This window comes from Duganella sp. AC917, assembly GCF_979258245.1.
The window spans coordinates 5,044,986-5,058,370 of record NZ_OZ409848.1; the positions used below are offsets into that span (position 1 = coordinate 5,044,986).

Below are 13,385 nucleotides of genomic sequence, written 5' to 3' on the forward strand. Positions count from 1 at the left end.
CGTGTCAAGACGCTCCCGCCGCGCCATGTCTACAGTGAATCCTTCATTTTTGGAGGAATCATCATGATGCGCGCCGTGATTTGCAAAGGCGATCCCACCAGCCATGGCGGCAAGGTCCTGGAAGGCAATGAGCTGGTGACAACCAACGGTCGCGCGGTCGCTCAAAAAGGCCACATGACGTTCTGCCCCCAGTGCAAAGGCAGCTTCCCCATTGCCGAGGGGCTCGACTTCCACACCTACGCCGGCATCGGCACGGCGGTGGACGGCATGAAAACCGCCTGCGGCGCGAAGCTGATCGCCACGCAGAACCAGATGGTGATCGACGACGGCGGCAGTGGCAGTGGCGGCGGTGATGGTGGCGCGAATGGCCAAACCGCCGTGGCGCCGGACGGTTCGAAGGCCGCCGCGCCGGTGTCGGCGCCCGAACCGCCACCGGCTGTCTACAGCGCGACCTTCCGCGCGGTCGACGAGCGAACCGGTCAACCCGTCGCGGACAGACCCTACCGCATGGTGACGTCCGACGGGCGCACCGTGCGCGGCGTCACCGACGGCGATGGCCGTACCAGGACCATCAAGGGCCACGATCCGGCAACCGTTCAACTCTTCTGGGAAGTGGAGGACGTCGGCGACGTTGACAAAGGCGGAGGCAAGCAATGACCGAAGCGGCTTCCGCAGCTACCTGCGCACTCGATGTCAAGGGCACTGTCACCACAGTCGCGCTCGGCGGCTGCCGCAAGGTCTGCTACGAATTCGATACCAGCGCCACCAAGGCCGACCTGGCGCTGCCCTACCGCGTATCGCTCAATGGAAAAGTGCAGGAGGCTGCGGGCGCTTCCGGCGGCCTGACCGCCGCCACCCGCAAAATCACGTTGCTGGCCGCCCCCGGTGACAAGATCGCCCTGTTTCTCAACAGCGACGTGCATCCCGATTTCCGCCGCCACCCCGTCTACGCCGTGCAAGTGGGCGACAACGATGTGCTGGTCAAGATCGTTGAACAACCCGGCCAAAAGCACCAGGTGCGCGCAGAGATTGGCAGGGCGGCCTACCGCCCGCCCAACCGGCCGGGCGGTCCTCCGGTCGACTTCTATTCAGCGGGTTAGACGGGCGATATCTGGAAGCTGATCTCGCACAAATATAGCGAGGCGGAAGCGAATGCCTTCCTGCCGCCGGAAACGATACCGGCTGTGCGGCAAGCCGTGCGCGCCATCTACGCGGGACTGCGGGAGAACAGCGTTCTGGTCAAAATCCCCGCCAGCGACTCCGCGCCGGGGCTGGAACTGCGGGTCCGCTTTGCCGATGCGGAAAACGCCAGGGCCAATGTCACCGCTTGTTCACTGCTCGACGACGTGCTGCCGCGCACTCATCCTTGTGCGTTTGCGTCACTGTTCACCGAGGCCTGCAACGCGGGCATCACCGACATGCTGGTGACGTCGTGCTGGCGGCCGATGCTCGGCTCGATCGCGCACCGGGCCGGGCTGGGAATCGACGTCGTCCACATCGCCAACCCCACTCAAAAGGTGCGGATCAACCGGGTGGGATTGACCGGTGCCGGCCAGAACGAAAACGTAAGAGTGGCGGAGAAAAAACTATACCGCGAGTATCTTGCGGCGAAGCGAGACCTGCATGCCCTCTCTGACAATGAGCCAGAGCGGGATCACGAGTCTAAGAAAACAGGCAACGAGGAAGAAGCAAAGGACATGTGGAACGAGGAACGAAAGAAAACCGAACCGGCGCTATTGAATGAATTTCGCACCCGACTGGAGAAACATCAAACAGTAAAACAAGTTTTCGATCCATGGTATATGGACGTGAACACGCGCGATCATCATCTTCATACCCCTAACGAACAGCGTAGCCCAAATGAGAAGCTTCATGCCAATCACCTGCATGTCACCGTTAAAGAACCCAAAATCCTATGACGTTCAACTACTTCTGCTTCTTATCTCTTGCACTACTGAGCACTATAAGCGAGGCACTTGAAGCTTCAACGCCAGAAGTGCGCCGGCCTTCGCGTGAATGGCGCGATCTTGATTGGGGCATTCGCTACGTGCTGTTCGTCAACACTGCAAAGCATATGGCGGAGCATATTGACTTCGCCAAACGCTTTAACGCAGCGGACGGTATGGAGGGGAATGACTATGTATATCTAAACGGCAGGGAGCTGTTCTCCCAAACCAAAAAAGTCTTTCCATCCCGCCCAGTATCGATTGCAACGGCACTGATGACATTCGATGAAACGGGTCGTGTTCTAAATATGAGCCAGTTCGCTGCCAAGCTGTCCAGTATCGACCGTTTTGTATTTATTCGTCCTGATCGACCTGCGGCAAAGCCCTTTAGATTCGGAGACTGGGATCAAGGCATACCGGGCGATGCCAGCTTCTCTCCGGCGTTTTGCACAACTCTGGACTCGCATCGCTACGGCGCGGACTGGAACCGGAATGACTATCGCGGCAATGTCGGTTGCCGCGAATGGACGGCGCAGCTATACCGTAGCGAACAGCCGTTTATCGATATCACGACCTACTCCAGACGCGGCAATTTCATCGGCGAAATCGCAGGTTGGGCACGCTTTGAAGACCGCCCCAAACCCGTCATCGGCATGCAAGGCAAACAGTGGCTGTGCCTGCACGAATGTCCCGCCGGTGAAAAACCCGGCGTGATCCCCGACATCCGAGCCTGGACGAGTAAGCACAACTTCCCCATGCCCGAACGCCCGGCACGCCAGCCCGTTTATCCTAACGCGAACTACAAGGACGACCTCAACGAGTTTTGGCAGGGCGAATGAGCCCACAGCGCCGCTTGCATCTATTTTTTGGTCGGCCACCATCGCTATCGTCCCTGCAGCTGGAGACTATAGCGGCTGTGCGGCAGGCCGTGTGCGCCATCTACGCGGGGCTGCGCGAGAAAAGCGTTCTGGTCAAATTGCCGCGAGCGACTCCGCGCCGAGCTGGAACTGCGGGTCCGCTTTGCCGAGGCGGAAAACGCCAGCGCGAACATCATTGCTTGTTCACTACTCGATGACGTGCTGCCACGCACCCATCCCTGCGCGTTTGCGTCGCTGTTCACGGAAGCCTGCAACGCTGGCATCACCGACATGCTGGTGACCTAGTGCTGGCGGCCGATGCTCGGCTCGATCGCGCACCGGGCCGGGCTGGGAATCGACGTCATCCACATCGCCAACCCCACTCAAAAGGTGCGCATCAACCGAGTCGGGTTGACTGGCACGGGCAAGAACGAAAACGTCAGCGACATAGAGAAAAAACTATACGCTGAGTATGTTGCTGCGAAACCGATGGACGCTGGAATACTAGGCACGGACCAACAAGAAAAAGAAAAGGCGCTGGAAAGAAAAACCGAGAAAGAAGCGAAGAGAAAATGGCAAGAGGAGCTTGAGAAAAGCGAACCACAACTCATTAATGCATTCCGCCGTCGATTGCAGCAACACTGCTCAATAAAACAGGTTTTCGATCCGTGGTACATGGAAGCAAACACGGGGGACCGGAGCCCGCCAGCCCCAAACGAGCAGCACAGCAAAAACGAAACGCTGCATGCAAATCATCTCCACGTCACTGTTAAAGAACCGAAGATCCTATGAAGATTTTTAAACTACTCATGCTCTTCTCGGCGATTGGATACGCGCCATGCATAATTCTAGCTGCGACGACTTCACAAGAGCGACAACCCTCACGCGAATGGCTTGATCGTCCTTGGGATGTGCGCTACGTCCTCTTCATCAATACCAAAAAGAATATGGAAGCAAGTATCTCGGCTTCAAAGGACTTCAATCTCTTGGACGGTAAGCAAGGTAACAATCACGTCTACTATGATGTCGAAGAGTTGTTTGCAGAGACAAAACAGGTGCTTTCGTCAAAAACCTTCTCGATAGCGACAGCTCTGATCTCGTTCGATCAAACCGGGAGAGTTTTAGGCCCAATTGCCCTTTCACGGTTCATCGGAAAGCTCTCTGCAATCAACACTTTCGTGCTCATCCAAAGCGAAAGGCCCGGGCCGAAACCCTATGCGTTCGCAGATTGGGATCAAGGAATTCCTGGCGATGTCAGCTTCTCGCCGGCTTTATGCGGCGCGTTGGATTCCCATCGGTATGACTCCGATTGGCGCAGAGACGACTACCGCGGCAACGTTGGCTGTCGCGAATGGACCGCCCAACTGTATCGCCCGGAACAGCCCTATATCGATATCACCACCTATTCCAAACGCGGCAACTTCATTGGCGAACTGGTGGGCTGGGCGCGGTTCGAAGACCGTCCCAGGCCCGTCATCGGCATGCAAGGCAAACAGTGGCTGTGCCTGCACGAGTGCCCAGCAGGCGAAAAACCCGGCGTGATCCCCGACATCCGCGCTTGGACGCGCCAGCACAACTTCCCCATGCCGGAACGCCCGGCACGCCAGCCCGTCTATCCGAACGCGAACTTCAAGGATGACCTCAACGAGTTTTGGCAGGGCGAATGAGCCCTCAGCGCCGCTTGCATTTATTTTTTGGTCGGCCACCATCGTTATCGTCCCTGCCGCCGGAAACGATACCGGCTGTGCGGCAAGCCGTGCGCGCCATCTACACGGGACTGCGGGAGAACAGCGTTCTGGTCAAAATCCCCGCCAGCGACTCCGCGCCGGGGCTGGAACTGCGGGTCCGCTTTGCCGATGCGGAAAACGCCAGGGCCAATGTCACCGCTTGTTCACTGCTCGACGACGTGCTGCCGCGCACTCATCCTTGTGCGTTTGCTTCACTGTACACCGAGGCCTGCAACGCGGGCATCACCGACATGCTGGTGACGTCGTGCTGGCGGCCGATGCTCGGCTCGATCGCGCACCGGGCCGGGCTGGGAATCGACGTCATCCACATCGCCAACCCCACTCAAAAGGTGCGCATCAACCGCGTCGGGCTGACTGGTATGGGCAAGAACGAAAACGTCAGCGACGCCGAAAAGAAGCTATACGCCGAGTACCTTGCCGTGAAACAGAAAACGCGGGGGACTGCGGATTCCAATGGCGAAGAACCGGGGGATAAGAAAAAGAATGCGAAAGTACAAGCCGAGGCAAAAGGCGTATGGGATAACGAGCGCGACAATAATGAACCGGAATTGATGAGTGCTCTTAGGACCAGACTTTACAAACACCATTCGATAAAACAGGTGTTCGATCCTTGGTACATGGAGATGAGCACTGAAGATCAGCGCCTACCAGAAGCGAACGAGCAAAGTACCTCGAATGAAAAACTGCACGCAAATCATCTTCACCTCACTGTGAAAGAACCTAAAATCCTATGAAGCGGCACAAATTAGCCTACACATTGGCGATATTGACGTTTGCGGCAAAGGCGTTCGCAGCCAGTCCAGCCGAAAACCAACGAAACCCATCGCGTGAATGGCTCGATATTCCTTGGGACATGCGATATATCCTGTTTATCGATTCCGAGAAGTCCATGGCAGAAGGCATAGGGGTGTCGAAGCGTTTCAATGCTTTGGACGGGCAGCAAGGAAAAGACTACATTTATCATGACGTTGAAGAACTATTCATCGACATCAGACAAATCGTCCCTACAAAAACGAACGCAGTTGCAATCGCTCTGGTTTCCTTCGATCGGACGGGCCGCGTACTGAACGACGATGCGGTATTTTCTCGATTCATTGGTAAGCTCTCAGGCATCCTGAGGTTCGTTCTTATTCAACCTGCCAAGCCCGATGCAAAACCATACAGTTTTGGAGAATGGGACCAAGGCATTCCGGGTGATGTTAGCTTCTCGCCTGCCCTATGCATAACGATCGATTCGCACCGATACGAGAAGTATTGGCACAAAAACGACTCTCGCGGCAACGTCGGCTGTCGCGAGTGGACTGCCCAGCTGTATCGCCGGGAGCAACCTTATATCGATGTCACCACCTATTCCAAGCACGGCAACTTCATCGGCGAGCTGGTGGGCTGGGCCCGGTTCGAAGACCGTCCGAGGCCCGTCATCGGCATGCAAGGCAAACAGTGGCTGTGCCTGCACGAATGCCCCGCCGGTGAAAAACCCGGCGTGATCCCCGACATCCGAGCCTGGACGAGTAAGCACAACTTCCCCATGCCCGAACGCCCGGCACGCCAGCCCGTTTATCCTAACGCGAACTACAAGGACGACCTCAACGAGTTCTGGCAAGGCGAATAAACCGCCTTGCCGCCCGTATTACTTCTCGGTCAAACCACGACGTTCCAGCAACGGCTCGATCTTGGCGTCGCGGCCACGGAAGGCGCGGAACATGTCCATCGCGTCCATCGTGCCGCCTTTCGACAGCAGCATCTTGCGGAAGTAGTCGCCGTTTTTGCGCAGCATGCCGCCGTTTTCGTTGAACCATTCGACGGTGTCGGCGTCCAGCTTCTCCGACCACAGGTAGCCGTAGTAACCAGCCGAATAGCCGCCCGAGAACACGTGCGAGAAGTACGTGGTGCGGTAGCGCGGCGGCACCGGCGCGTAATCGACGCCGGCCGCCTTCAACGAGGCCGCTTCAAAGCCCAGCACGTCGGTCGGGATCTGCGACGCGCCCAGCTGGTGCCATTTCTGGTCCAGGATCGATGCGGCCAGGTACTCGGTGGTGCGGAAGCCTTCGTTGAATTTCTTCGAGGCGATCACCTTGTCGAGCAGTTCCTGCGGCATCGCGGCGCCGGTCTGGTAGTGCTTGGCGTAGTTGGCCAGCACTTCCGGCTGGGTCGACCACATCTCGTTGACCTGCGACGGGAACTCAACGAAGTCGCGCGGCACGCGGGTGCCGGCAAAGCGCGGGTACTTGACGTTCGAGAACATGCCGTGCAGCGCGTGCCCGAACTCGTGGAACAGCGTACGCGTTTCGTCGTAGGTCAGCAGCGTCGGCTCGCCGTCGTTCGGCTTAGGAATGTTGAGGTGGTTGGCGACCACCGGCTGCGTGCCCATCAGCGACGATTGCGACACGTAGGCATTCATCCAGGCGCCGCCGCGCTTGTTGCTGCGGGCGTAGAAGTCGGCGATGAAGATGGCCAGTTGCTTGCCGTCGGCGTCGAACACGTCGAACACGCGCACGTCCGGGTTGTACACCGGCAGATCCTTGCGCTCCTTAAAGGTCAGGCCGTAGACCTTGCCTGCGGCGAAGAACACGCCGTTGGTCAGCACGCTGTTCAACTCGAAATACGGCTTGAGCTGGCTCTGGTCGAAGGCAAAGCGCTCGGCGCGCACCTTGTCGCTGTAGAACGACCAGTCGTGCGCGGCCAGCTGGAAGCCGCCTTTTTCCTTGTCGATCACCTGCTGGATCTCGGCGCCTTCCTTCTTCGCGTTGGCGACGGCCGGACGGGCGAATTCGGACAGCATCTTGTTGACCGCTTCCGGATCGTGCGCGGTCTGGTCTTCCAGCGCGTACGCGGCAAAACTCGGGTAGCCCAGCAGCGCGGCCTTGTCGGCACGCAATTTGGCCAGTTGCAGCACCACTTGCGTGTTGTCGAACTTGCCGCCATGGCTGCCGCGCGTCAGCGACGCGGCCATCAGGCGTTCGCGCGTGGCGCGGTTGGTCAGCACGGACAGGTTGGCCTGGCCGGAGGTGTTGACGACCGGGATGGCGAACTTGCCTTCCAGGCCGCGTTTGTTGGCGACGATGGCGGCAGCGTCGATCGCCTTGTCACTCATGCCGGCCAGTTCCTCGCGGGTGTCGACGATCAGCGCCGAGGCGTTGGCCTCTTCCAGCACGTTCTGCGCGAAGGTGGTTTGCAGCTTGGCCAGCTCCGCGTTCATCGCCTTGAGCTTGTCCTTGTCGGCGGCCGACAGCTTGGCGCCGGCGCGCACAAAGTCGGTGTTGTAGCGTTCCAGCAGGTATTTCGATTCGGCGTCCAGGTGCAGCTTGTCGCGTTTGTCGTACAGCGACTTGATGCGCGCGTACAGCTTGCCGTTGAGGCGGATCGCGTCGCTGTGAGCGGCCAGTTTCGGCGACAGCTCGCGCTCCAGCGCCTTGAAGGTGTCGTTGGTGTTGGCGCCGGACAGGTTGCCGAACACGCTGGACACGCGCGACAGCAGCTGGCCCGATTTTTCCATCGCGACGATGGTGTTGTCAAAGGTTGCCGGCTTTTTATTGTTGGCGATCGCTTCGATCTCGGCCGCCTGCTGGCGCATGCCTTCGGTGAACGCCGGCGCGTAGTCGTCGTCCTTGATCTTGTCGAATTGCGGGTAGCCGTATTGCAGCGGGCTCACTTTGGCGAACGGGTTGCTCGCCGCCAGCAGCGAGGCCGGCTGCGCGGCGTGGGCAACGCCGCAAATCGCGGCGATGCCGGCGGTGATGATCAAATTAGTGCGATTCATGGTATCCCTTGATATATAAATTGCTTTAAACCCGCAACCCGCTGCGCTGCGCGGTACGGGTTTGACGTTCGTTCTTACTTGCCCGTCAGGCCACGGCGTTCCAGCAGCGGCTCGATGACCGGATCGCGACCACGGAAATTGTGGAACAAATTCATCGCATCGTCCGTGCCGCCGCGCGACAGCAGCTTGGCGCGGAACCAGTCGCCGTTCTCGCGCTTCAGGCCGCCCTTCTCCTTGAACCATTCGACGGTGTCGGCGTCCAGCTTCTCCGACCACAGGTAGGCGTAGTAGCCGGACGAGTAGCCGCCCGAGAAGCTATGCGAGAAATACGTGGTGCGATAGCGCGGCGGCACCGGCGCGAAGTCGACGCCCATGTCCTTCAACGAGTTCGCCTCGAACGCCAGCACGTCGGTCGGCACTTGTGCCGGCGTCAGCTGGTGCCAGCGCTGGTCCAGCAGCGACGCGGCCAGGTACTCGGTGGTCATGAAGCCCTGATTGAATTTCTTGGAAGCGACCACCTTGTCGAGCAATTCCTTCGGCATCGGCGCGCCGGTCTTGTAGTGCTTGGCGTAGTTGGCCAGCACTTCCGGCCACACGGCCCACATCTCGTTCACTTGCGACGGATACTCGACGAAGTCGCGCGGCACGCTGGTGCCGGAGAAGCGGGGATACTTCACGTTCGAGAACATGCCGTGCAGCGCGTGGCCGAACTCGTGGAACGCGGTCTTGACCTCGTCGTACGTCAGCAAGGTCGGCTCGCCGGCAGGCGGCTTGGGAATGTTGAGGTGGTTCGCCACCACCGACTTGGTGCCCAGCAGCGACGATTGCGAGATGTACTCGTTCATCCACGCGCCGCCCTGCTTGTTGCCACGGGCGTACATGTCGGCCAGGAAGATGGCCAGCTGCTTGCCGTCGGCGTCGAACACGTCGAACACGCGCACGTCCGGGTTGTACACCGGCAGATCCTTGCGTTCCTTGAAGGTGATGCCGTACAGCTTGGTGGCGGCAAAGAAGACGCCGTTGATCAGCACGTTGTCGAGTTCGAAGTACGGCTTGAGCTGGTTCTCGTCGAAGGCGAAGCGCTGCGCGCGCACTTTGTCGGTGTAGTAGGCCCAGTCGGCCGCGCCGATCTTGAAGCCGCCCTTGTCCGCATCGACCACCGCTTGCAGGTCGGCCGCTTCCTTCTTCGCGTTGGTGACGGCCGGCGGCGCCAGCTCGCCCAGCAGCTTGTTGACGGCTGCGGTGTCGTGCGCGGTCTGGTCTTCCAGCGAGTAGGCGGCGTAGTTGGCGTAACCCAGCAAGGTGGCCTTCTCGGCGCGCGCCTTGGCGATCTTGAGCACCACCTGGCGGTTGTCGAACTCGCCGCCATTGGCGCCGCGCGACAGCGACACGGCCATCAGCCGGTCGCGCACGGCGCGGCTTTTGAGCACGGCCAGCGGCGGCTGACCGCTGGTGTTGACCAGCGCGATCAGGAACTTGCCGTCCTTGCCCTTGGCCTTGGCGGCGGCTGCTGCGGCGTCGATCTCGGCGTCGCTCATGCCGGCCAGCTCCTCACGGGTATCGACCAGCAGCGCCGAGGCGTTCGTTTCCTTGAGCACGTTCTGCGTGAAGGTGGTTTGCAGCGTGGCGATGACGCCGTTGAGCTCGCGCAGTTTGTCCTTGTCGGCGGCCGACAGGTTGGCGCCGGCACGGACGAAATCGGTGTGGTAGCGTTCCAGCAGGTGCTTCGATTCCGCGTCCAGTTTCAGGCTGTCGCGCTTGTCGTACAGCGCTTTGACGCGCGCGAACAATTTAGGGTTCAGATAGATGGCGTCGCCATGGGCGGCCAGCTTGGGCGACATTTCGCTGTCGATGGCGTCGAGCTTGTCGTTGGTGTTGGCGCCTTGCAGGTTGCCGAAGGTGGTTTGCACGCGCGTCAGCAGCGCGCCGGATTTCTCCATCGCGACGATGGTGTTGTCGAACGTCGCCGGCTTCTTGTTGTTGGCGATGGCGTCGATTTCCTTCAATTGCTGGCGCATGCCTTCGGCGTAGGCCGGCAGGAAATGTTCATCCTTGATTTTGTCGAAGGCCGGATAGTGGAACGGCAAGGTGCTGGCGGTGGCCAGCGGGTTGCCGGCCAGCGAGGCGGCCGGCGCGGCCAATACCGTCTGGGAAAAGGCCAGGCCGAGGGCGGCGGCGACAACAAGCATCTGAGGACGGGACATGATCTGGATCTTTCAATAAGCGCCAAGAAAAATGCCGGCGCGGCAAAGCGCGGCACGGAAGCGCAAGATCATATCAGGGCGGCGCACAGACCGTCATCCGCAAAAAATGCTGCACTGCACTTGATCGGAAACCGGCACGTTTTTCCGAAGAATGCTTTGTCAAGGCCCGCTTTAGTTCACAGAACAAACCGCAGGTGGCAATTTAGGCCGTAGAAAAGGAAGCACCTCTTACGAATGCATCGCGGCTTCGATGCGGCGGTCGGGCAGGAACCACAGGACCGCCACCAGCACCAGCAGCGTAAACGACACCCACACCGACACGAACGCCAGCGGCACGGAGAGCAAATAGAGCACCATCGACGCCATGCTTTTGCGGTCCTGGCCGACGGCCTTGGCCAGCACGTGATCTTTCGGATTGCAGGAGATCAGCCTGCGTTCGAGAATGAAATAGGCCACCGATGACAGGAACAGCGTGGCCGCGTACAGCGCGACGGGCAGCGGCGCGAAATGGTTCTCGCCCATCCAGCCGGTGGCGAACGGCACCAGCGACAGCCAGAACATCAGGTGCAGATTGGCCCACAGCACGGTGCCGTTGACCACGGTCGAGGCGTGCAGCATGTGGTGGTGGTTGTTCCAGTAAATGCCGACATAGACGAAACTGAGCACATAGCTGAGAAACACCGGCACCAGCGGCTGCAACGCCGCCAGATCGGCGCCGTGCGGAACCTTTAGTTCCAGCACCATGATGGTAATGATGATCGCGATGACGCCATCGCTGAATGCTTCAAGCCTGCCTTTGCCCATCTGATTCCCCTGAGTTTTATGGGCTGATTTTACAGGATGGCAGGGGGCATGGCGGCGTCAAGCCCTCCCCCATTGGTTAGGTGCGCATAAGGTGGCATCGGAGGCCGAAATGCGAGGCTGCCTTCGACATAACGCGATCGAAAGTCCACAGTTCCGCTCGATACTCTTGGACCAAAGCCAAAAGCAGTGCGTCGCCTGCTTTGCTGCACGCTTTGTCAATAGCTTGCGCCGAACCTGTATGCCCACTGCGGAAAGTAACTCCACCTCGGTCCAGCTACTGTAGGCCAAGGCATCACCGGGACTGGTCATCAACTGCTCGGCAAGATGACTGCTGGATTCTCGGAGCAGGAAAGAACGGCATTCTTGGGGTTTTACCGGATGGCAGCCGACTTTGCGGTTTCGGGCCCTGCTTGCCCGGTTACTGGCGGATCTCCGGCTCGACCAGTTGCGCCAGCAGCACCAGCGACTCCTGCCAGCCCAGATAGCAGGCCTCGGCCGGGATCACCTCCGGGATGCCTTCCTGTACCACTTTGATCTCCACGCCGCAGAACACCGCGCGCAAGGTCACCGTCGTTTGCATCTGGCCCGGCAGATTGGGATCGTCGAATGTCGCCGTGTAGCGCAGCCGCTCGTTGGGCACCAGCTCGAGATACTCGCCGCCGAACGAGTGGCTGTCGCCGGTGGTGAAGTTGGTGAACGACATGCTATAGGTACCGCCGACCTGCGCATCCATCTGGTGCACCTTGCCGGTGAAGCCGAACGGCGGCAGCCATTTGGCCATGGCGTCGGCGTTCAGGAAGGCGCGGTACACCCGGTCCGGCGTGGACTTGAGGACGCGATGCAGTTGCACGGTATTCGTTGTCATGTTTGTCTCCTGAAGAAGTAGAGGAAGGCCCTCAGATCATACGACGAATAGGCGGTGGGCGATTCGACATCTTTTCCGATATTTTTTCGCAGCTATTTTTCCAGCCATCCCAGGCTGCCGCCGTTGGCATTATGAATGTAGAGACGATCGGCAGTTTCGGTCGCGCCCGTGGTGAGCGGCGAAGCACCGCTCGGGTCTTGCAAGTCATCCAGCACCTGTCCGTCTTCGCTCAGCGCGACCACGTGCCCGTAAGGCTTTGGCATGGACCACATGAAGCGCGGAATCCGCAGCGCCATCTCGCGCATGTAGGGCCGCTGGGCCATCAAGTCAAGATCGTTGCGCTGGCCGGCCAGCCCCAGCCAGATTTTGCCGTTCATTCCACGCGTCAAATTGTCCGGATAGCCGGGCAAATTGTCGACCAGCAGCTGCGCCTGCGGCGACGGCAGCGCGATATCGAGCCGGTCGGCATCCACGGCGATTTTCCACACGCGATATCTGCCGCTTTCAGCGACAAACAAGTGCCGCTCGTCGGTGCTAAGCACAATCCCGTTGGCGAAGCTCAGGCCGGTGGCGACCACGCGGGTGGCCTTGGTGGCCGGATCGTATTCCAGCACGCGTCCGGTCGCCGATTGCTCCATCACGTCCAGCATCGCCGCCTCCTCCGTGCCGCCCCAGCGTGTTGTGGTGAAGCGCCCAGAGGCGTCGGTGAAATAAATCCTGCCATTGCTTGCGACGACGACCGCGTTGGCAAAACCAATCGCCATGCCGTCGACCGCCTCGGTCAGCGAAGTGACGTTGCCGTCCGCCGTAACCGACAGCAAACCCTTGATGGCGTCGGCTACGATCAGATTGCCGCCGGCGTCGAAGTCCAGTCCCAGCGGCCGGCCGGCGGTGTAGGCCAACACCGCCTGTCCGCCGCCGTCGCGGTCCATCCGCAGAATATGGCCGCTGGCGACAGCGGTGTACAGCCAGCCATCCCGGCCAACGACCACGTGCTCGGGTCCTCGTTCCGCGCCGAGGGAAATCGTCCGCTGGTGCGTCAGCTTGCTGTTGACCGCGTAAGCGCCCTGGTAACCCGGCGCGGCAGGCGCGCTCCAGCTGACGGCTTGAATAGGTACCGGCCAAAACGCCAGGTAAGCGGCGATGATCAGGATGCTAAACATGGTGACCCGGGTTCTAGTGTGCACATGAGGCCCAAATA

Annotated in this window: 13 protein-coding genes; 8 read left to right on the forward strand and 5 right to left on the reverse strand. The window is 59.8% G+C overall.

The window, feature by feature from the left end:
* The first annotated feature begins 66 nt into the window (after positions 1–66).
* From ACZ0BA_RS21975 to ACZ0BA_RS22010, 8 genes are all read left to right on the forward strand, one after another.
* Complete coding sequence (locus tag ACZ0BA_RS21975) at positions 67–657, forward strand: PAAR domain-containing protein (protein WP_463453293.1); 591 nt, start codon at positions 67–69, stop codon at positions 655–657.
* Complete coding sequence (locus ACZ0BA_RS21980) at positions 654–1,100, forward strand: hypothetical protein (protein WP_463453294.1); 447 nt, start codon at positions 654–656, stop codon at positions 1,098–1,100. Before ACZ0BA_RS21975 ends, ACZ0BA_RS21980 begins: the two co-directional genes overlap by 4 nt.
* Positions 1,101–1,196: 96 nt before the next feature.
* Positions 1,197–1,919: a hypothetical protein gene (locus ACZ0BA_RS21985; protein WP_463453295.1), complete on the forward strand. Its 723-nt coding sequence runs from the start codon at positions 1,197–1,199 to the stop codon at positions 1,917–1,919.
* Positions 1,916–2,785, forward strand: a complete 870-nt coding sequence (locus tag ACZ0BA_RS21990) for a hypothetical protein (RefSeq protein ID WP_463453296.1) — start codon at positions 1,916–1,918, stop codon at positions 2,783–2,785. Before ACZ0BA_RS21985 ends, ACZ0BA_RS21990 begins: the two co-directional genes overlap by 4 nt.
* A 336-nt stretch (positions 2,786–3,121) precedes the next feature.
* Positions 3,122–3,595 carry a hypothetical protein gene (locus ACZ0BA_RS21995; protein WP_463453297.1) on the forward strand — a complete coding sequence of 158 codons (474 nt, stop codon included), beginning with the start codon at positions 3,122–3,124 and terminating at the stop codon, positions 3,593–3,595.
* Positions 3,592–4,470 carry a hypothetical protein gene (locus ACZ0BA_RS22000; protein ID WP_463453298.1) on the forward strand — a complete coding sequence of 293 codons (879 nt, stop codon included), beginning with the start codon at positions 3,592–3,594 and terminating at the stop codon, positions 4,468–4,470. Before ACZ0BA_RS21995 ends, ACZ0BA_RS22000 begins: the two co-directional genes overlap by 4 nt.
* Positions 4,467–5,285 (forward strand): hypothetical protein, encoded by an 819-nt coding sequence (locus tag ACZ0BA_RS22005; protein ID WP_463453299.1) that lies wholly within the window; start codon positions 4,467–4,469, stop codon positions 5,283–5,285. The genes ACZ0BA_RS22000 and ACZ0BA_RS22005 overlap by 4 nt, the downstream gene beginning before the upstream one ends.
* Positions 5,282–6,163: a hypothetical protein gene (locus ACZ0BA_RS22010; protein ID WP_463453300.1), complete on the forward strand. Its 882-nt coding sequence runs from the start codon at positions 5,282–5,284 to the stop codon at positions 6,161–6,163. Before ACZ0BA_RS22005 ends, ACZ0BA_RS22010 begins: the two co-directional genes overlap by 4 nt.
* An 18-nt stretch (positions 6,164–6,181) precedes the next feature.
* On the opposite strand, the gene ACZ0BA_RS22015 is transcribed toward ACZ0BA_RS22010, so the two are convergent.
* The 5 genes from ACZ0BA_RS22015 to ACZ0BA_RS22035 form a co-directional block, all read right to left on the reverse strand.
* Complete coding sequence (locus ACZ0BA_RS22015) at positions 6,182–8,311, reverse strand: M3 family metallopeptidase (protein ID WP_463453301.1); 2,130 nt, start codon at positions 8,309–8,311, stop codon at positions 6,182–6,184.
* Positions 8,312–8,385: 74 nt separating this feature from the next.
* Positions 8,386–10,500 carry a M3 family metallopeptidase gene (locus ACZ0BA_RS22020; protein WP_463454809.1) on the reverse strand — a complete coding sequence of 705 codons (2,115 nt, stop codon included), beginning with the start codon at positions 10,498–10,500 and terminating at the stop codon, positions 8,386–8,388.
* Positions 10,501–10,743: 243 nt separating this feature from the next.
* The gene (locus ACZ0BA_RS22025) at positions 10,744–11,319 is read right to left on the reverse strand and encodes a TMEM175 family protein (protein WP_463453302.1); all 576 of its coding nucleotides are present in this window, start codon (positions 11,317–11,319) and stop codon (positions 10,744–10,746) included.
* 418 nt (positions 11,320–11,737) lie between these two features.
* Entirely contained in the window at positions 11,738–12,184 is a 447-nt protein-coding gene (locus tag ACZ0BA_RS22030; RefSeq protein WP_463453303.1) for an SRPBCC family protein, read from the reverse strand.
* 92 nt (positions 12,185–12,276) lie between these two features.
* On the reverse strand, positions 12,277–13,347 hold the full coding sequence (locus ACZ0BA_RS22035) for an SMP-30/gluconolactonase/LRE family protein (RefSeq protein ID WP_463453304.1): 1,071 nt from the start codon (positions 13,345–13,347) through the stop codon (positions 12,277–12,279).
* Positions 13,348–13,385: the final 38 nt, after the last annotated feature.